At 72.6% G+C, this 18,563-nt stretch carries 16 protein-coding genes; 10 read left to right on the top strand and 6 right to left on the bottom strand.

Annotated elements, in window-relative coordinates; all coding sequences use genetic code 11:
* Positions 1 to 52: 52 nt before the first annotated feature.
* Positions 53 to 934, top strand: coding sequence for an alpha/beta fold hydrolase (locus ABH928_RS33205; RefSeq protein ID WP_370072413.1), 882 nt, complete (start codon positions 53 to 55; stop codon positions 932 to 934).
* 21 nt (positions 935 to 955) lie between these two features.
* On the opposite strand, the gene ABH928_RS33200 is transcribed toward ABH928_RS33205, so the two are convergent.
* The 3 genes from ABH928_RS33200 to ABH928_RS33190 form a co-directional block, all read right to left on the bottom strand.
* Positions 956 to 2,569: a peptide chain release factor 3 gene (locus ABH928_RS33200; protein WP_370072412.1), complete on the bottom strand. Its 1,614-nt coding sequence runs from the start codon at positions 2,567 to 2,569 to the stop codon at positions 956 to 958.
* Positions 2,570 to 2,664: 95 nt separating this feature from the next.
* On the bottom strand, positions 2,665 to 3,753 hold the full coding sequence (locus ABH928_RS33195) for a Zn-dependent alcohol dehydrogenase (RefSeq protein ID WP_370072411.1): 1,089 nt from the start codon (positions 3,751 to 3,753) through the stop codon (positions 2,665 to 2,667).
* A 65-nt stretch (positions 3,754 to 3,818) separates the two neighbouring features.
* Positions 3,819 to 5,237: an aldehyde dehydrogenase family protein gene (locus ABH928_RS33190; protein WP_370072410.1), complete on the bottom strand. Its 1,419-nt coding sequence runs from the start codon at positions 5,235 to 5,237 to the stop codon at positions 3,819 to 3,821.
* Between the two features lie 205 nt (positions 5,238 to 5,442).
* Between ABH928_RS33190 and ABH928_RS33185 the strand changes: the two genes are divergently transcribed.
* Entirely contained in the window at positions 5,443 to 6,096 is a 654-nt protein-coding gene (locus tag ABH928_RS33185; protein WP_370072409.1) for a TetR/AcrR family transcriptional regulator, read from the top strand.
* 52 nt (positions 6,097 to 6,148) lie between these two features.
* On the opposite strand, the gene ABH928_RS33180 is transcribed toward ABH928_RS33185, so the two are convergent.
* The gene (locus tag ABH928_RS33180; RefSeq protein WP_370072408.1) at positions 6,149 to 7,780 is read right to left on the bottom strand and encodes a phytoene desaturase family protein; all 1,632 of its coding nucleotides are present in this window, start codon (positions 7,778 to 7,780) and stop codon (positions 6,149 to 6,151) included.
* A 122-nt stretch (positions 7,781 to 7,902) separates the two neighbouring features.
* The gene (locus tag ABH928_RS33175) at positions 7,903 to 9,123 is read right to left on the bottom strand and encodes a PucR family transcriptional regulator (RefSeq protein WP_370072407.1); all 1,221 of its coding nucleotides are present in this window, start codon (positions 9,121 to 9,123) and stop codon (positions 7,903 to 7,905) included.
* A gap of 141 nt (positions 9,124 to 9,264) precedes the next feature.
* Between ABH928_RS33175 and lysA the strand changes: the two genes are divergently transcribed.
* The 8 genes from lysA to ABH928_RS33135 all read left to right on the top strand — a co-directional run bounded on the left by lysA (position 9,265) and on the right by ABH928_RS33135 (position 17,661).
* The gene (gene lysA / locus ABH928_RS33170; RefSeq protein WP_370072406.1) at positions 9,265 to 10,563 is read left to right on the top strand and encodes a diaminopimelate decarboxylase; all 1,299 of its coding nucleotides are present in this window, start codon (positions 9,265 to 9,267) and stop codon (positions 10,561 to 10,563) included.
* A gap of 105 nt (positions 10,564 to 10,668) precedes the next feature.
* Positions 10,669 to 12,144, top strand: coding sequence for an amino acid permease (locus ABH928_RS33165; protein ID WP_370072405.1), 1,476 nt, complete (start codon positions 10,669 to 10,671; stop codon positions 12,142 to 12,144).
* A 139-nt stretch (positions 12,145 to 12,283) separates the two neighbouring features.
* Positions 12,284 to 13,081 (top strand): ABC transporter ATP-binding protein, encoded by a 798-nt coding sequence (locus ABH928_RS33160; RefSeq protein WP_370072404.1) that lies wholly within the window; start codon positions 12,284 to 12,286, stop codon positions 13,079 to 13,081.
* A gap of 30 nt (positions 13,082 to 13,111) precedes the next feature.
* Positions 13,112 to 13,942, top strand: coding sequence for an ABC transporter permease (locus ABH928_RS33155; RefSeq protein ID WP_370072403.1), 831 nt, complete (start codon positions 13,112 to 13,114; stop codon positions 13,940 to 13,942).
* Between the two features lie 41 nt (positions 13,943 to 13,983).
* Positions 13,984 to 15,303, top strand: coding sequence for a sensor histidine kinase (locus ABH928_RS33150; RefSeq protein WP_370072402.1), 1,320 nt, complete (start codon positions 13,984 to 13,986; stop codon positions 15,301 to 15,303).
* Between the two features lie 59 nt (positions 15,304 to 15,362).
* A complete protein-coding gene (locus ABH928_RS33145; protein WP_370072422.1) occupies positions 15,363 to 16,007 on the top strand; it encodes a response regulator in 645 nt (214 codons plus the stop codon).
* Between the two features lie 129 nt (positions 16,008 to 16,136).
* On the top strand, positions 16,137 to 16,718 hold the full coding sequence (locus ABH928_RS33140) for a hypothetical protein (RefSeq protein WP_370072401.1): 582 nt from the start codon (positions 16,137 to 16,139) through the stop codon (positions 16,716 to 16,718).
* 226 nt (positions 16,719 to 16,944) lie between these two features.
* Entirely contained in the window at positions 16,945 to 17,661 is a 717-nt protein-coding gene (locus tag ABH928_RS33135; protein ID WP_370072400.1) for a bifunctional DNA primase/polymerase, read from the top strand.
* Between the two features lie 18 nt (positions 17,662 to 17,679).
* On the opposite strand, the gene map is transcribed toward ABH928_RS33135, so the two are convergent.
* Positions 17,680 to 18,537, bottom strand: coding sequence for a type I methionyl aminopeptidase (gene map / locus ABH928_RS33130; protein WP_370072399.1), 858 nt, complete (start codon positions 18,535 to 18,537; stop codon positions 17,680 to 17,682).
* Positions 18,538 to 18,563 lie beyond the last annotated feature (26 nt).

The raw sequence follows: 18,563 nt of genomic DNA, 5'->3' as shown, positions 1-18,563 counted from the left end.
GCCGGGGAAGTAATCCGTGGCGTCCGCCGCAGGCGCAGGGCATCATCGCCAGATGACCGCCTTCTTGCCCTCGGATAGCGTGCCCTCGGACAGCTTCCTGGCCCCGGACGGAACCCGCCTCGTCTTTCATCGGGAGGGCAGCGGCGAACCGCTGGTCTGCCTCCCGGGCGGCCCGATGACCGCCTCCGGCTACCTCGGCGATCTCGGTGGCCTCGCCGCCCACCGCACGCTGGTGCGGCTGGACCTGCGCGGGACGGGCGCCTCCGCGAAGCCCGCCGACAAGGCGAGCTACCGCGTCGACCGGCAGGTCGCCGACGTCGAGGCGTTGCGCGAGCGGCTGGCCGAGGAGCGCGTCGACCTGCTCGCCCACTCGGCCGCGGGCGACCTCGCGCTCCACTACGCCGCCCGCCACCCGCAGCGGGTGCGGTCGCTGGTGCTGGTGACCGCCCGGGCACGGGCGGCGGGGATCGACTTCCCGGTCGAACAGCGCCGCGAGGCACTGCCGCTGCGCAGCGGCGAGCCCTGGTACCCCGAGGTGCTCGCCGCCTTCGAGCGGGCCATGACCGGCGCGGCGTCCGACGCCGACTGGTCGCTGCTCGACCGTCTCGTCTACGGCCGTTGGGACGCCGCCGCCCAGGCCCACGCCGCCCTGGTGGCGGAGCTGTTCGAGGAAGAGGCGGCCGACGGCTACCTCAGCCCCGGCGCCTTCGACGACGCCGAGGCCGTCCGCGCGACGCTGTCCCGGCTGGACATGCCCGTCTTGGTGCTGGCGGGCGAACTCGACCCCTCCCCGCGCCCGTCGGCCGCGGCGCGGGTCGCCCAGATCTTCCCGCGTGGCGAGCTGGTGGTGCAGCCGGGCTCCGGCCACAACCCGTGGATCGATGGCCCGGAGGAGTTCGTCAAGGCCGTCGAGGGGTTCCTCGCGCGGCGGTGAATCTGCCGCTGTGCGCCTTGCTCAGTCCGCCGTGGCGATCAGCGTCTCCAGCTTCACGTCCGGGTTGCCCCGGACGAAGCTGTTGAGCTGCCACTTGTCGCCGAAGAGCGCCAGCATCGCGTTGTCGCTGCGGCGGGTCAGCGGCTCGCCGGTGACCAGACGGGAGCGGTCCAGCACCGCCGCGCCCTCGGCGTCGGTGACGCGGGCGACGGAGTAGGGCAACCGGTCCAGCGAGATCGGCGACGAGAACTCGTGCTCCATCCGGTGCACGACGACGTCGAACTGCATCGGACCGACGGCGGCCAGGACGGGTGCCTGGTCGCCGCGTCGGTCCGAGACCAGCACCTGGACCACGCCCTCCTCGTCCAGCTGCGAGATGCCCTTGCGGAACTGCTTGGACCGGCTGATGTCCTTCGGCCGCGCCACCGCGAAGTGCTCCGGCGCGAACGCGGGCAGCGGCGGGAACTCGGCCTTCTTGCCGACGAAGAGGGTGTCGCCGACGCGCAGCGCGGTCGCGTTGATCAGGCCGACCACGTCGCCCGGGTAGCAGGTGTCGGCGACGGTGCGCTCCGCGCCGAAGACGGTGTGCGCGTACTTGGTGGCCAGCGAACGGCCGCTGGCGGCGCGGGTGACGTTCATGCCGCGCTCGAAGACACCGGAGCAGACGCGCACGAAGGCGATCCGGTCGCGGTGCGCCGGGTCCATGTTGGCTTGGATCTTGAAGACCACGCCGGAGAACGCGTCCTCGACCGCGCGGTGGTCGCCGTTGGCCATCTCCCGCGCGTCGGGGGAGGGGGCCAGGTCCACGACGGCGTCGAGCAGCAGCCGGACACCGATGTTGGTGAGCGCGGAGCCGAAGAAGACCGGGGTGATCTTGCCCTCGCGGAAGGCCTGCGGGTCCCAGCCCGGGCCGGAGTCGAGCGCGAGCTCCAGCTCCTCCAGCGCGGTCGGCCACAGGTCGCCCTCGACGGCCTCGGCCGCGGCGGCGTCCATCCGCTCCTCCGCTGCCTCGTGGGTGCCGCCGGGGACGCGGGTGTACTTCAGGAACTGCTCGGTGTCGCCCGCCTCGACCAGGCCGCGGAAGTTGCCCGCGTTGCCCACCGGCCAGACCTGCGGGACGGGGGTGATCTCCAGGATGTTCTGGATGTCGTCCAGCAGCTCCAGCGCCTCGCGACCGCGGCGGTCCCACTTGTTGATGAAGGTGATCACCGGGACGCCGCGGTGGCGGCAGACGGAGAAGAGCTTGCGCGTCTGCTCCTCCAGACCCTTGGCCGCGTCGACCAGCATGATCGCGCAGTCGACGGCCGAGAGGACGCGGTAGGTGTCCTCGGAGAAGTCGGCGTGACCGGGGGTGTCGACCAGGTTCATCACGTGGTCGCGGTGGCCGAACTGCAGGGCGGCGGAGGTGACCGAGATGCCGCGGTCGCGCTCCAGCTCCATCCAGTCGGAGGTGACGCCGCGTCGCCCGCCCTTGCCGTGCACCGCGCCGGCCGAGGTGATCGCCTGCGCGTGCAGCGCGAGCGCCTCGGTCAGCGTGGACTTACCGGCGTCAGGGTGCGAGATCACCGCGAAGGTGCGGCGACGCGAGGCCTCCGTGAGGACGTGGGCAGCGGTGGCGGGGGAGTCGGTGCTCACGTCGTTCCTCAGGTCCATCGGCGGTCAGGCAACCGCACCACTCTACCGGGCCGAGCGGCCCGACCGAGAAGATGATCAACGTCCGGGCCCCGCGCTCAGAACACGACCAGGGACCGTCCGCCCTTGCCCTCGCGCATCCGGTCGAAGGCGGCCGGGATCTCGTCCAGCGTGATCCGGTCGGTGATCAGCGCCTCCAGGTCCAGCCGGCCGGCGCGGACGTGCTCGGCGAGCACCGGCACGTCGCGCTCGGGCACGCCGTTGCCGTAGACGCAGGCGGTCAGCGTCCGGGCGAAGTGGAAGACCTCCAGCGCCGAGAAGGAGACCTGGTCGTCCTTGCCGCCGATGCCCACCACCGTCGTCCGCCCGCCCCGACGCGTCGAGTTCCAGGCCGTGCGGATCGTCGCTCCGCGCCCGACGCACTCGAAGGCGTGGTCCGCTCCGTGCCCGCCGGTGAGCTTGCGGACCGCCTTGGCGGTCTGCTCGTCGGCGAGCAGGAACTCGGTCGCGCCGTGACGGCGCGCCAGCTCCTCCTTCTCCGGCGTCACGTCCACGGCCACGATCGGTCCGGCCCCCGCGATCCGCAGCGCCTGCAGTACGGCCAGGCCGACGCCGCCGAGCCCGAACACCACCGCGGACTCGCCCTGCCGCACCCGCGCGGCGTTGTGGACCGCGCCGTACCCGGTCAGCACCGCGCAGCCCAGCAGCGCGGCCGAGGTCAGCGGCACGCCCTCCGGCAGCGGGATGATCGCGTTCTCACCGACCAGCGTCTCCTCGGCGAAGGCGGCGACGCCGAGCCCCGGGAAGACGCCGGTGCCGTCCTTCAGGGCGGCGTAGGTCTCCACCGAGGCGGCGTACGAGTTCTCGCAGAGCCACGGCTCGCCGATCTCGCACAGGTGGCAGTGTCCGCATGCCGGGGCCCAGTTGAGCACCACGGAGTCGCCGGCGCGGGCCTTGGTCACGCCCTCGCCGACGGCGACGACCGTCCCCGCGCCCTCGTGCCCGAGCACGACCGGCGTCGCCGCGCGCAGCGTCCCGTTGGAGAGGGACAGGTCGGAGTGGCACACGCCCGCCGCCGCGAGGCGGACCCGGACCTGGCCCGGACCGGGCTCGGGCAGCTCGATCTCGGTCAGCTCCAGCGGGGCGCCCACGGCGGGGAGCAGGGCGGCGCGGACGGTCGTCGTCACGGGAACAGCCTCTCGTGTGTAAGGGGTGGGCCTGGGAGTGCGGTGGCTCAGAACTGCAGGGACGCTCAGAACTGCAGGGACTTGGTCTGCAGGAACTCCGTCAGACCGTGCCTGCCGAGCTCGCGGCCGACGCCGGAGCCCTTGTAACCACCGAAGGGGGCAAGCGGGTTGAACCGGCCCCCGTTGATGTCGATCTGCCCGGTGTCCATCCGGCGGGCGAAGGCGACCGCCGTCTCCTCGTCGGCCGCCCAGACGCCGCCGGCCAGGCCGTACTGGGTGCCGTTGGCCAGCTCCAGCGCGTGCTCCTCGTCGCGGTAGGGGAGGATGCACAGCACCGGGCCGAAGATCTCCTCCTGAGCCACCGTCATCTCCGGGGTGACGTCCGCGAGTACGGTCGGCCGCACGTAGAAGCCGCGGTCGCAGCCCTCCGGCGCGTCGGTGCCGCCCGCGACCAGCCGCGCACCGGCGTCCAGGCCGGCCTGGATGTAGCCGCGCACCCGCTCGCGCTGCTTGGCGTTGACGACCGGCCCGAGCCGGGTCGCCTCGTCGGTCGGGTCGCCCGGCACGTACTTGGCGGCGGCCTTGGCGGCGACGGCCACGGCCTCCTCGTACTGGTCCTGGTGGACCAGCAGCCGGGTCCACGCGCTGCACGTCTGGCCGGAGTTGGCGAAGACGTTGCCGACGTTGACGTTGACTGCGCGGACCAGGTCCGCGCCCGGCAGCACGACGTTGGCGGACTTGCCGCCGAGCTCCAGCGCGACGCGCTTGATGCCGCGCCCGGCCTGCTCGGCGATGGACCGCCCGACGGCGGTCGACCCGGTGAAGGAGACCAGGTCCACGTCCGGGTGCGCGGCGAGCGCGGCGCCCGCGACGGTGCCGACGCCGGTCACCAGGTTGAAGACCCCGGCGGGCAGCCCGGCCTCGTGCACGATCTGCGCGAAGAGCCGTGCCACGAGCGGGGTGTCCTCGGCGGGCTTGAGCACCACGGTGCAGCCGGCGGCGAGCGCGGGGACGACCTTGGCGACGATCTGGTGCAGCGGGTAGTTCCACGGCGTGATCGCCGCGACGACGCCCGCGGGCTCGGCGTAGACGGTGGAGTTGCCGACGCGCTCGCTGAACTCGAAGTCGGCGAGGGTCGACAGGTAGCTGCCGGCGACGCCGAGCGGCAGCCCGGCCTGCACGGCGGTCGCGAACCCGATGGGTGAGCCGAGCTCGGCGGTCACGGTCGCGGCGATCTCGCCCTGACGGGCGGCGAGCCCGTCCCTGATCGCGGTCAGGTGGCCGAGCCGGGTCTCCTTGTCCGTCGCCCCCCACGTCCGCGCAGCCGCTCGTGCGGCGGCGACGGCCGCGTCCACGTCCTCGGCGGTCCCCGCGGGGACGGTGGCCAGCGGCTCCTCAGTGGCGGGGTTCAGCACGGTGATCGCGCCCCCGCCGCGGGAGGGGGTCCAGCCGCCGTTGATGTACTGGTCGCTGTAGGTCTCCACCGCGAGTCCCTCCGGGCCGGGTCGTGAAGTTAATTAGCGATGCTAGTTAAATCTCTCGTGGGCCGGGATGCAAGGTCCCACGTGGGTGCAGCGGGTCACGTTGCAACTTCCGCGCATGCGGTTGCGTACCCGGCTTTGGCCAAGAGTTCCCAGGCTGACCCCATAGACTCGCAGAATGCGATCGGATGCCCGGGAAGGGGCCCCTGTGAAGGCCAAGCGCGTACCGCGGGCCCAGCGCGAGCAGCAGATGCTCGACGCGGCCGTGCGGATCTTCTCGCGCTCCGGGTACCACGCGGCGTCGATGGACGAGATCGCGGAGGCCTGTGACGTCTCCAAGCCGATGCTCTACCTCTACTTGGGGTCCAAGGAGGAGCTCTTCGCCGCCTGCATCCGGCGCGAGGCGGACCGGATCATCAGCGCCTTCGCCAGCGCCGCCGACCCGTCGCTGGATCCGGGGGAGCAGCTGTTCCGCGGGCTCACCGCGTTCTTCGGCTTCGTGGCCGAGCACCGGGAGAGCTGGATCGTCCTCTACCAGCAGGCCCGCGCCCAGGGCGAGCCGGTCGTCGAGGACGTCACGGCCGCGCGCCGCGAGGTCGCCTCCGCCGTCACCGCCCTGCTGCGCCGCGCGGTCCGGGAGGCGGCGGGCGAGCACACCCACCGCACCGACGGTGAGGACGTCGGCCCGGACCGGGGCGAGGCGGCGGCGATAGCGCAGGTGATCGTCGGCGCTGCGGACGCGCTGGCGGGCTGGGTCCTGGACACCGGCCCCGAGCCGCCCGAGGAGACGGCCCGGCGCTTGATGTCGGTCATCTGGATCGGCCTCGAACCCCGCCTCCGCGGCGCCCGCTACGAGGGCTGAGCCCAGGCCCTGGGGTCGGTCACCCGCGGATCACCTGCGGATCACCCGCGGATCACCGTCCCAGCACCGCCATGGCCGCGTTGTGGCCGGGGATGCCGCTGACGCCGCCGCCGCGCGGGGCGCCCGCGCCGCAGAGGAGCAGGTTGGCGGCGTACGGGGTGCCGACGCCCCAGCGGCCGGCCCTCGGTGACGCCGCCTCGGCGGCCTCGGCGAAGGGCAGGACGAGGGGGCGGTGGAAGATGTTGCCGCCCGGGAGGCCCAGGTCGGCGTCGAGGTCGAGCGGGGTGCGGGCCTCGACGCAGGGGCGGCCGTCGGCGTCGACGGCCAGGCAGTCGGCGATCGGCTCGTCCAGCACCGCGTCCAGCGGGGCCAGCACCGCCCGCAGGGCGGCCTCCCGCAGTGCTGACTCGTGCTGGGCGTCGCGGGTCGACTCGGCGAAGAGGCGCGCGGGCTGGTGCAGCGCGAAGAGGGTGAGCGTCTGGTAGCCGCGGGAGCGGAGCTCGGGGCCGAGGATGCTCGGGTCGGTCAGCGAGTGGCAGTAGACCTCCGACGGCGCCGGGCTCGGCAGCGAGCCGTCGGCCGCCTGCCGGTAGGCGGTCTCCAACTGCCGGTAGGACTCCGCGATGTGGAAGGTTCCCGCGAAGGCCGCGTGCGGGTCGACGGACCTGTCGCGGAGCCGGGGCAGTCGGGTCAGCAGCATGTTGACCTTGAGCTGCGCGCCCTCGACCGACTCCTGCGGCGCGGTGTCGCCGACCAGTCGGGCCAGTTCGCGCGGAGCGGCGTTGCACAGCACGTGGTCCGCGCCGACGGTCCGCTCCGCCCCGCGCGCGTCGACGAAGCGCACTTCGGCGCTGTGGCCGTCGGCCTGGACGGAGGTCACCTCACAGTCCGTCAGCAGCTCGGCTCCGGCGGCTCGCGCGGTGGCGGTGAGCGCGCCGGTGACCGAGCCCATCCCGCCGACCGGGACGTCCCAGTCGCCGGTGCCGTTGCCGATCACGTGGTAGAGGAAGCAGGCGTTCTGACGCAGCGACGCGTCGTGTGCGGAGGCGAAGGTGCCGATCAGCGCGTCCGTCAGGACGATGCCGCGGACGACGTCGTCGGTGAAGACGGCCTCGACGGCCTCGCCGATCGGCCGCTCGAAGAGGGCCTGCCAGGTCTCCTCGCCGGCGGCGTCGGCGACCAGCTTGTGCAGCTGGTCGCGGTCGGGCAGCGGCTCGGTGAGCGTCGGGAAGACGGCGTCGGCGACCTTGCGGGTGCGGCCGTAGAACTCCTGCCAGGCGGCGAACTCCCGGTCCCCGCCGGTCAGCGAGCGGAAGCCGGCCGCCGTGGCCGCGTCGTCGCCGTTGTCGACCAGCAGGCCGTCGCCCGCGCCGTAGGGGGTGTAGGAGGAGTAGCGGCGGCGCTTGAGGTCCAGTCGCAGGCCGAGGTCGCTGACGATCTTCCGAGGCAGCAGGCTGACCAGGTACGAGTAGCGCGACAGCCGGGCGTCGACGCCCGCGAAGACCTGGGCGGAGACGGCCGCGCCACCCGCGTGGTCCTGGCGCTCCAGGACGGCGACCCGTCGCCCGGCACGGGCGAGGTAGGCGGCGGCGACGAGACCGTTGTGGCCTCCGCCGATCACGACGACGTCGTAGCGGGAACTCGCGAGGGAACGGGCGGGCGCGGATGCGGCGTTCGGGTTCATGGGGACGGTCCTACCAGTGCTTTCCGGCGTGCCACCAGGTTCGTGCCGGTCATCAATGCCGGCTGGATCAGCCGGATTTCGCCTGGACGTCGGCGGCTCCCGGTCGGCCCGGCCGACGGGACCTACCGCGGCATCCGCAGCTGGAGCCAGCAGGAGAGCCGGTCGTCGGGGTGGTCCAGGTCGATGTCGAAGAGCTCGCCCGCGCGCCGCAGCCGGTACTTGAGCGTGTTCGGATGGATGGTCAGTTTGGCCGCCGCCTCGCCGATGTTGCCGACCGCGTCGAGCCAGGCGGTGACCGAGGCGGCGAAGGACGTGCCCTTGGCCCGGTCGTGCTCCAGCATCGCGTCGATGCCGGGGTGGCGCAGCCGGGGACGGCGGGCCAGCTCGTCGGCGACGTGCGCGAGCAGCACCCGCGCGTGGGTGTCCTGCAGTGTGGCGAAGCCGGGCGCCTTCGGGTCGGCGGTGGTGACCCGGAGCACGTCGTCGACCTCGGCCCGCAGGTCGGGCAGCTCCTCGGGCCCGTAGGCGATCCGGGAGGCGGCGGCGCGCAGCGGTGTCTCCATGCTGAGGTCCAGCACGGCGGCGGCCTGCTCGCCCAGGCGGCGCGCGGTGGCGAACGCGGAGACCGCGTCGTCGAGCGGCAGCAGCACGTAGACGGTGCGGCCGACGGTGGCCACCGAGGCCTCCGCGTGGACGGCCGGCCAGTGCCGGGTGGACGACGCGGCGAGCCGGACCAGCAGGTCGTCCCCGGCCGCGTCGCCCGCGTCGAGCACCGGCGCGAAGCCGAGCAGCGCGAGCGGGCGCTGGCCGGGCAGTCCCAGCTCGAAGCGGACCTCGCGCGCGGTGCGCCTGCCCCGGAGCGCGGCGCGCAGTGCGTCCTCGCGCGCCTGGACGTCGAGCTCCGCGGCGCTGCGGCGGCGCAGCATGTGCAGCGCGGCCAGCCGGGCGCCGTCGACCATGGCGCGCTCGCCGTCGGCGTCGATCGGGTTCTCGCCCTCGATGGCCCAGATGGTGCCGAGCGGCCGGTGCCCGGCGCGGATCGCGACGGCGGCGCGCGGCAGCTCCGTCTCGGCCAGGACCGGCAGCCGGACCACGCCCGGCGCGGCCATGACCGCGCGGTACTGGGACAGCTGCTCGGGCTGGTGGTTCGGGACCCGGCGCTCCAGGATGCCCCGGCGGCGGTGCTCGTCGATCCGCTGGTCGGGCAGGGTCGAGTAGGCGAGGATCCGGTGGTCCAGGTCCTCGATGGCCACGGCCCCGCCGGTGACCGCCCCGATGGCGTCGGCCAGGGCGTACAACTCCTCGCTTGTCCCACTATGGGTCGGCAGATTCGCCATCTTCATGCAGCGATCTTAGGCGAAATCGCCAATGACTGGACATGACGTGGGCCTGAGCATAAGGCGAGCACTTTTCGGGGGAGTGACAACAGAAGCCAAAAATGCGGAAGAACCCGCATGACACGGGACAGACGCGAGGAGATGCCCATGGCGGCGCAGCGGGATCCAGCGGCTGATCTGGTGGGCCTCTTTCCGCCCGGCACGACTCTCGACGGATCGGGTGCCCTGGTCCTCGGCGGCGTCCCGGCCTCGGAGCTCGCCGCGACCTACGGCACCCCCGCGCTGGTCGTCGACGAGGCCGCGATCCGCGCCCGTGCCCGCCGCTATGCCGACGGTCTGGCCGCGCGCTGGCCGAACTCCCGCGCGACCTTCGCGTCCAAGGCCTTCCCCTGCACCGCCGTCTACCGGCTGCTGGCCGAGGAGGGCCTGGGCATCGACGTCGCGGGCGGCGGCGAGCTGACGCTCGCCGTCGCCGCCGGGGCGGACCCGGCGGGACTGGTCGTCCACGGCAACGCCAAGACCGAGGAGGAGCTGCGCCTCGCCGTCGAGGCGGGCGCGGGCACGATCGTCGTCGACAACTTCGACGACATCGACAAGCTGGAGTCGATCCTCCGCGACACCCCGAACGCCACCACCGGCGGCGAGCAGGGCGTGCTGGTCCGGGTGACCCCGGACATCCGCCCCGACACCCACGAGGCGATCTCCACCGGCCAGAACGGCTCCAAGTTCGGCCTGCTGCTGCCCCAGGCCCGTGCGGCCATCGCCCGGCTGCGCGCCAGCGACCGGCTCCGGCTGGACGGCGTCCACGTCCACGTCGGCTCGCAGATCCTGGACACCGCGCCGTTCGCGCAGGCCGTCGAGGCCGTCGCCGAGCTGGGTGAGTTCGCCGTCTACGACCTGGGCGGCGGGCTCGGCTCCCGCTACACCTACGCGGACCGGCCGCCGACGGTGGAGGACTACCTGGACGCGATGATCGACGTGGCCAAGCGGCTGCTGCCCGCCGACGCGCGGATCCTGATCGAGCCGGGCCGCTCGATGGTCGCCGAGGCCGGGGTCTCGCTCTACCGGGTCGTCTCGGTCAAGCGCGGCGGCGGCCACACCTTCCTCGCCGTCGACGGCGGCATGGGCGACAACCTGGAGGTCTCCCTCTACCAGCAGCGCTTCGAGGCCGCCGTCGCCGCCCGTCCGACTGGCGAGGGCGAGCAGTGCCGCCTGGTCGGCCGCCACTGCGAGTCCGGCGACACCCTCAGCGCCGGCGTTCCGCTCCAGGACCCGCAGGTCGGCGACCTGATCGCGGTCCCGGTCACCGGCGCGTACACGTACGCGCTCAGCAACAACTACAACGGCGCCCGCAGGCCCCCGGTGGTCTTCGTCAAGGACGGGGCGCACCGCGCCGTCGTCCGTCGCGAGACCTACGCCGACCTGATGCGCCGCGACCTGCCGTAACCCCCCACCCGAGCTGAGGGCTCACCCCCACGCACTTCCCCGTCCCGTACCTCACGTCCGGGAACGGCGAACCACCCGCCCTGCCCAGTGAAAGGCCATGTGCCAATGCCCCCGAACGATGTGAGGCTCCGCCAGCAGATGCTGCGGCGCAAGCCGGTAGCGGCCTTCCTGGCCGACTCCGAGGCGGCGGAAAGCCAGCAGGGCGGCGGGCTGCGCCGGACCGTGGGCACCTTCCAGCTCACGATGATCGGCGTCGGGGCGACCATCGGTACGGGCATCTTCTTCACCCTGAGCACGGCCGTTCCCGAGGCGGGCCCGGCCGTCATCCTCTCCTTCGTGATCGGTGCGATCACGGCCGCGCTGACCGCCCTCTGCTACGCGGAGCTCACCTCGGCGGTGCCGGTCTCCGGCTCGTCCTACTCCTACGCCTACGCCACCCTCGGCGAGTTGGCGGCCTGGGTGGTCGGCTCCTGTCTGCTGCTGGAGTACGCCGTCTCCGGCTCGGCGATCGCGGTGAGTTGGGGCCAGTACCTCAACGACCTGACCAACCGGCTCTTCGGCGTCACCATGCCCGCGGCGATCTCCGCGCCGCCCGGCGACGGCGGTTACGTCAACCTGCCCGGCGTGGTCCTGGTGGTGCTCTGCTGCCTGCTGCTGATGCGCGGCTCCAAGGAGTCGACGCTGATCAACACGATCATGGTGCTGATCAAGCTCGCCGTGCTGGTCCTGTTCGTGATCATCGGCATCACCGGCTTCCACTCGGCCAACCTGCACCCCTTCGCCCCGATGGGCTTCGCCGGCATCAGCGCCGCCGCCTCCTCGGTCTTCTTCTCCTTCATCGGACTGGACGCCGTCTCCACGGCCGGCGAAGAGGTCAAGAACCCGCAGAAGACCCTGCCGCGCGCGCTGATCGGCGCGCTGGTCGTGGTCACCGCCTTCTACTGCGTGGTCGCCCTGGTCGGCGTCGGCGCGCAGAAGTGGACCTTGTTCAACGGCCAGGACGCGGGCCTCTCCGCGATCCTGCAGCGGGTCACCGGCCAGAACTGGCCCGGCGCGCTCCTCTCCGCCGGTGCGGTCATCTCCATCGTCTCGGTCACCCTGGTCGTCATCTACGGCCAGACCCGCATCCTCTACTCGATGGGCCGCGACGGCATGCTGCCGCCGGTCTTCCGCAAGGTGAACCCGCGCACCGGCACCCCCGTCGGCAACACCCTGATCGTCGGCGCGTTCATCGCCGTGCTGGCCGCCTTCGTGCCGCTGGACTGGCTGGCCAACCTGACCAGCATGGGCACCCTGGTGGCCTTCGCCGTGGTCTCCGTCGGCGTGATCGTGCTGCGGGTGCGCGAGCCCCTGCTCAAGCGCGGCTTCAAGGTCCCCGGCTACCCGGTGGTCCCGGCGCTGTCCGTGGTCTTCTGCCTCTACCTGATCTGGAACCTGCCCGCCAACACCTTCCTGCTCTTCGCGGGCTGGCTGGTGCTGGCCCTGGTCGTCTACTTCGGTTACAGCCGCAAGCACTCGCGGCTCGGCCGCGAGAAGGACGACGAGCAGGCGCTCGCCACCGGGCCGGTCATGGCCGACTGATTTCCGCAGCACCGCGCTGACCTGCCCTTTCGAGAGTCACGACGTGCAGTCACCCGTCCCGGGTTCGTGGTAGCCCCACCTCCCGGAACGGGTGGCTGCGCCCTCGTCCGGCCCTGCCCGTGCTCGGCAGGGTGGAGGCATGACCTCCTCCCGATCCACCCGGTCCGCCCCACCCGCCGTCGAGGCGCGCAACCTGACCCGTCGTTACGGCGGCCGGGCCGTCGTCGACTCCCTCACCTTCCAGGTCCGACCGGGCCAGGTCACCGGCTTCCTCGGCCCCAACGGCGCGGGCAAGTCCACCACCATGCGGCTGCTGCTCGGGCTCGAACGCCCGGACGCGGGCCAGGCGTTGATCAACGGCCGCCGCTACGCGGAGCTGTCCCGCCCGCTCACCGAGGTCGGCGCGATGCTGGAGGCCAAGGCCTTCCACAAGGGCCGCACCGCCCGCAAGCACCTGCTCTGCCTGACCCAGTCCCAGGGCCTGCCGGCCGACCGCGTCGACGAGGTGCTGGCCCTGGTCGGCCTGGCCGAGGCCGCCGACCGGCGGGCGGGCGGCTTCTCGCTCGGCATGGCCCAGCGCCTCGGCATCGCCGCCGCGCTGCTCGGCGACCCGCGCATCGTGATCCTCGACGAGCCCGTCAACGGCCTCGACCCCGAGGGCATCCTCTGGATCCGCACCCTGATCAAGCGCCTCGCCGCCGAGGGCCGCACCGTGCTGGTCTCCTCGCACCTGATGAACGAGATGGCCGTCACCGCCGACCACCTGCTCGTCATCGGCCGCGGCCGACTCCTGGCCGACTGCAGCACCGCCGAGTTCATCGAGCGCCACACCGACCCGGACGTCTACGCCGCGACGCCGGAAGTCGCCCGCCCGGCACTGCTGGAGGAGGCGTTCATGCGCCTGACCGCCGACAGCGTCCAGTACGCCGCCGCCTGACCCGGCCTGAGCCAGAGAGGATCCGTCGACATGACCACCGTTGCTGCCGTTCCGACCGGACCGGCCACCACTCGGCACACACCGGACTTCCGCGACCTGCTGCGCAGCGAGCGGACCAAGTTCACCAGCCTGCGCTCCACCTGGTGGTGCCTGGGCGTGCTGACCGTGCTGGGCATCGGCTTCAACATCCTGGTGCCCGCGCTGATCACGAGCAGTTGGAACACGATGGGCCCCGGCACCCGGCAGGACTTCGTCCGCGACACCCTCGGGCTGGTGCTCCAACCCGGCGCGCAGTGGGCGCAGATCGCCGCCTGCGTGCTCGGCGTGCTCTTCGTCGCCTCGGAGTTCTCCACCGGGATGATCCGCTCCACCATGCTGGCCACGCCGCGCCGGACGCCCGTGCTCGCCGCCAAGGCCGCCGTCTTCGCGGCCGTGCTCTTCGTGCTCGGCGTGCTGATCGCACTGCCGTCGCTGCTGATCGGCTCCTCGATCACCGCCGCCCACGCCTCGCTCCCGCTGGCGGACCCGACCACCGTGCGCGGTGTGCTCGGCTTCGGCGTGTACCTGGCGCTGACCGGGGTGCTGGCGCTGAGCATCGGCGCGCTGATCCGGCACACCGCCGGAGCGGTGACGACCGTCCTGGCGCTGCAGTTCGTCCTCCCGGCCGCGTTCCAGGCTGTGCCCGGGAACGTCGGCGCCCACATCGCGCAGGCGCTGCCGGCCGCGGCCAACGTGATGCTCGGCAGCGGGCACAACGCCTCGGACGTCTACTCGCCGTGGCAGGGCGCGCTGATCCTGCTCGGCTGGACGGCCGTCCTCTACGCCGCCGCGCATCTGACGCTCCGTCGACGCAACGTCTGAACGCTGCAGAGCCGTCGTCGCACAGCTCGTGCGATCAAGGAATGAGCGAGACTGTGCCCATGTCCGCGCAGCCGTCCGAGTCCGTGAACGCCGGGAGCGTCACCCTCCGGGCGCTGCGGGAACCCTTCTCCGCGCGCACCTGGCGGGAGCTGCTCTACTCGCTGCTGAGCGCGCCCTTCGCCCTGGTCGGCCTGGCCGCCGTGCTGGTGACCTGCGTGCTGGGGCTGCTCTCGGCCGGGGTGCTGCTGCTGCCGCTGCTCCCGCTCTTCCTGGCGCTGGACCGGTCCTTGGCCGGTGCGTACCGGGGGACGGCGCGGGTGCTGCTGGGTGTCGAGATCCCGGCGCCGCCGAGGCCGCCGAGCGGGCACGGCTTTCCCGGCTATCTGGTCCGCAACCTGGCCGATGTGGCGTCCTGGCGGGCCGTCGGCTATCTGGCGATCCGCTTCCCGCTCGGGCTGGTCCAGTTCGTGCTGGGCTTCGTCTGGTGGGTCTACGGCACGGTCTTCCTGCTCTACCCGCTGATCTGGCAGCTCCAGGCGCAGACGGCCGCCCACCCGGGCGACGCGGGCCTGGCGATCGCCGGCTTCGCCTTCGACACCTGGCCGCGCGCGCTGTTGGTGGTCCTCTTCGGCGCCCTGGTGCTGCTGGCCTGGCCGTGGGTGGCGCGGGCGCCACTGGCGCTGGACAAGGCGCTGATGCTCCGGCTGCTCGGCCCCTCCCGGGCGCAGCAGCGGGTCGCCCAGCTGGAGGAGACCAGGGAACTGGTCATCCACGAGGCCGCCGCGACGCTGCGCCGGATCGAGCGCGACCTCCACGACGGCGCGCAGGCCCGCATCGTCGCGCTGGGCATGCGGTTGGGCCGGGCCGAGTCCCGGCTGACCAGGGGCGAGCCGGAACGGGCCGCCGAACTGATCGCCGAGGCCCGCGCCGAGACCCGGGAGATCGTCCAGGAGCTGCGCGAACTCGTCCGTGGCATCCACCCGCCGGCGCTCGACTCCGGCCTTGAGGCCGCGCTCACCACGCTCGCCGCACGCGCGCCGCTGCCCACCACGGTGCGGGTCGCGGTCGCCGGGCGACCGCAGGCGGCGGTCGAGACGATGCTCTACTTCGCCGCCGCCGAGCTGCTCGCCAACGCGGCCAAGCACGGTGCGGCGCGCTCGGCGTCGATCGCGGTGCTGGAGGGCGACGGACGGCTCCGGCTGCTGGTGACCGACGACGGCCAAGGCGGCGCGACGCTCGCGGGCGCGGGCTCCGGCCTGCGCGGCCTGGCGGAGCGGGTCCGGGTCGCCGACGGCTCCCTCGTCGTCGACAGCCCGCCGGGCGGCCCGACCACGGTCACGGTCGAGCTCGACGGGTGCTGACGGGTCGCCGACGAGCTGCTGACGAGCATGGATGACAGATGACAGAGGAGAGGGACCGGATGCGCATCGTCGTCGCCGAGGACACCGCGATCCTGCGGGTGGGCCTGGTGCAGCTGCTGGAGGACGAGGGCCACGAGGTGGTCGCCGCCGTGCCCGACGCGTCCGGGCTCCTCGCGGCCGCTGCCGAGCACGCGCCCGACGCCGTCATCAGCGACGTCCGGATGCCGCCCACCCACACCGACGAGGGCCTGCGCGCCGCGATCGAGCTGCGGCGGCAGCGTCCTGGCCTGCCGGTGCTGATCTTCTCCCAGTACGTGGAGACGCAGTACGCCGCGCGGCTGCTGGCCAGTGGCTCGGCGGGCGTCGGCTATCTGCTGAAGGAGCGGGTGCTGGACACCGCCGACTTCGTCGACGCGTTGGAGCGCGTCGCCACGGGCGGCACCGCACTGGACCCGGAGGTGGTCACCCAGCTGGTCGGCGCCAGCCCGGCCCGGGGTTCGCTGGACCGGCTCAGCCCGCGCGAGCAGGAGGTGCTGGGGCTGATGGCCGAGGGACGCTCCAACGCGGCGATCGCCGCGCAGCTGGTGGTGACCGAGCGCGCGGTGGAGAAGCACGTCGCCAACATCTTCCTCAAGCTGGACCTGCCGGTGTCGGGGGCGGACCACCGGCGGGTGCTGGCCGTACTGCGCTATTTGGGGGCGTGAGTGCGAGGCTGCGGGGCGCGCAAGCGCAGCTCGCGTCGGGATCACTCGTTCGGGCGACAGTAGCGCGCCGGAGCGCCGGGGACATGTGAGCGTTGCCCAAGACGTGCCCGAACCAACGGAGGCCTCACTGTGTCGCTGCAAACCGCTCGCGTCCGTACGTCCCTCGTCGCCCTGACCACGGCAGGCGCGCTGCTGGTGCTGCCCGCCTGCTCGTCCGGCAGCAAGTCGGCCAGTGGCAGCATCAACGCCGGTCAGGTCGCCGCGACCGCCTCGCCGACCAGCAGCGCGGACCGGGTCAAGCTGGCCAAGACCAAGTTCGTGCTGAACGCCTCGCTGGCGGCGGGTGCGGCCTACCAGTGGCTCTACAAGCCCTTCAAGGCGGGCACGTTCAAGAAGGGCGCCAAGGGCCGGACCCTCGCCCTGGTCAAGGGCGCGCTGGCCGGTGGTTTCACGTACAACCGGCTGAAGGCCGCGCTCAACGACGCCAAGGGCGACCCGACGCTCTCCAAGGCGACGGACGCGCTCTCGGGCGCGGTGGACAGCCTGAAGAACCTGCCGCAGAAGATCAAGGGCGGCAACGCCACCGACGCCGACTTCAACCAGGTCAACAACGTGGTCGACAGCGTGAAGAAGACCGGCGCGGCCAACGGTCTGAACGTGACCAACCAGGTCCCGGCCGCGAGCCAGCTGACCCAGATGGTCAACAGCTGAGCCGTCCGGCCCCGCAGTCCGGCCCCGCAGTCCGGCCCTGCAGTCCGGCCCCGCAGTCGGGGTGCTCGTGCCCAACTCCAGGTGCCCGTGCGCGTGATGGGAACGGTGGGTGAGACCCATCTCTCGTCCCGGACGGGCACCGTTGGCACATGTCGGGTGCCGCGCAGCCGTATCCTGCTCTGTACGTGCCCCGGTGATCCCGGGCGCGGGCGCGAAAGGGGCTCGAGTGGATTCGGCGGGCAGGATCGGCGCCTTCTGGCGCAGGTGGGTCCGTCCGGGCGGTCGCCCGGCCGAGGCGGATGCCGCTGCGGAACGCGCCAGACGGCTGTGCGCGTTGCTCGACGCCGCACGGGCCGGTTTCCCGGTCGCCCCGGCCGCGCACGCGGTCGACTTCCGATGTTCCTGTGAGCGGGTCGGCTGTCCGGCTCCGGCCCAGCACCCGCTCTCCTTCGCCTGGAAGACCCAGGCCACCACCGACCCGGACCAGATCGCCCACTGGCTCAGCCGGGACCCCGACGCCAACGCGATCACCCCGACCGGCCGGGTCCACGATGTCCTGGACGTCCCCGCCGAGGCCGGCCGCCTCGCCCTCGACCGGCTCGCCGAGGCCGGTGTCGCCGCCGGACCGGTCGCCTCGGTCGGCCAGGACCGCTGGCTCTTCTTCACCACGACCCGTTCCCCGCTGGACGAGGACGAGTGGTGGACCTCCGAGCTCGACACCCTCCCCGAGGACGACCAGATCGACCACCCCGGACTGCGCTGGCACACCCGCGGCAGCTACGTGCTGCTGCCGCCGTCCCGCCTGGTCGACGGCACCGAGGCCGGGTGGATCCGCGGCCCCGAGGAGCCGCTGCCGGACCCGGTCCGCCTGCTCGACGTGCTCACCGACGCCTGCGCCGCGGTTGGCGCCCCGGCGCTCGGCGAGCAGTGGATGATCCGCTGAGCCCCGTCCGCCCAGCCGTTACGGCAGCGTCAGGATCTCCGAGCCGGTCTCGGTGACGACCAGCGTGTGCTCGAACTGGGCGGTGCGCTTGCGGTCCTTGGTGACCACGGTCCAGCCGTCGTCCCAGACGTCGTGGCGGTGGTCGCCCAGCGTCAGCATCGGCTCGATGGTGAACGTCATGCCCGGACGCATCACCGTGGTCGCGTAGGGGCTGTCGTAGTGCGGGATGATCAGCCCGGAGTGGAACGACGTGTTGATGCCGTGCCCGGTGAAGTCCCGGACCACGCCGTAGCCGAAGCGCTTGGCGTAGGACTCGATCACCCGGCCGATCACGTTGACCTGCCGTCCCGGCTTGACCGCGGCGATGCCGCGCCGCGTTGCCTCGCGGGTCCGTTCGACCAGTAGCTTGGACTCCTCGTCCACGTCGCCGACCAGGAAGGTGGCGTTGAGGTCGCCGTGGACGCCGTGGATGAACGCGGTCACGTCCAGGTTGACGATGTCGCCGTCCTGCAGCACGGTCGAGTCCGGGATGCCGTGGCAGATCACCTCGTTGACGGAGGTGCAGATCGACTTGGGGAAGCCCCGGTAGCCGAGGTCGGACGGGTAGGCGCCGTGGTCGCACATGTACGCGTGCGCGATCCGGTCCAGCTCGTCCGTGGTCACGCCCGGTGCGATCACGGCGGCTGCGGCGTCCATCGCCCGGGCGGCGATGCGCGAGGCGATCCGCATCTTCTCGACGGTCTCGGCGGTCTGCACCTCGGGACCGGTGTAGGGCGTGGGTGCCTTCTTGCCGACGTACTCGGGCCGCGGGATGTGGGCCGGGACGGTACGGGTGGGCGAAAGCGTTCCGGGGACGAGAGGCGCCATGGTGGTCATCCTAGTCAGGCGGGAAGCATCACCCT

Source organism: Streptacidiphilus sp. MAP5-3, assembly GCF_041262505.1.
Taxonomy (GTDB): domain Bacteria; phylum Actinomycetota; class Actinomycetes; order Streptomycetales; family Streptomycetaceae; genus Streptacidiphilus.
This window is presented reverse-complemented; position numbering and strand designations above follow the sequence as displayed.

Excerpts from the sequence above, each read along its gene's own strand:
- ABH928_RS33205 (WP_370072413.1), top strand. The coding sequence starts at position 53 with ATGACCGCCTTCTTGCCCTCGGATAGCGTGCCCTCGGACAGCTTCCTG.
- ABH928_RS33180 (WP_370072408.1), bottom strand. The coding sequence starts at position 7,780 with ATGAACCCGAACGCCGCATCCGCGCCCGCCCGTTCCCTCGCGAGTTCC.
- ABH928_RS33175 (WP_370072407.1), bottom strand. The coding sequence starts at position 9,123 with ATGAAGATGGCGAATCTGCCGACCCATAGTGGGACAAGCGAGGAGTTG.
- lysA (WP_370072406.1), top strand. The coding sequence starts at position 9,265 with ATGGCGGCGCAGCGGGATCCAGCGGCTGATCTGGTGGGCCTCTTTCCG.
- ABH928_RS33165 (WP_370072405.1), top strand. The coding sequence starts at position 10,669 with ATGCCCCCGAACGATGTGAGGCTCCGCCAGCAGATGCTGCGGCGCAAG.
- ABH928_RS33160 (WP_370072404.1), top strand. The coding sequence starts at position 12,284 with ATGACCTCCTCCCGATCCACCCGGTCCGCCCCACCCGCCGTCGAGGCG.
- ABH928_RS33155 (WP_370072403.1), top strand. The coding sequence starts at position 13,112 with ATGACCACCGTTGCTGCCGTTCCGACCGGACCGGCCACCACTCGGCAC.
- ABH928_RS33150 (WP_370072402.1), top strand. The coding sequence starts at position 13,984 with ATGAGCGAGACTGTGCCCATGTCCGCGCAGCCGTCCGAGTCCGTGAAC.
- ABH928_RS33145 (WP_370072422.1), top strand. The coding sequence starts at position 15,363 with ATGCGCATCGTCGTCGCCGAGGACACCGCGATCCTGCGGGTGGGCCTG.
- map (WP_370072399.1), bottom strand. The coding sequence starts at position 18,537 with ATGACCACCATGGCGCCTCTCGTCCCCGGAACGCTTTCGCCCACCCGT.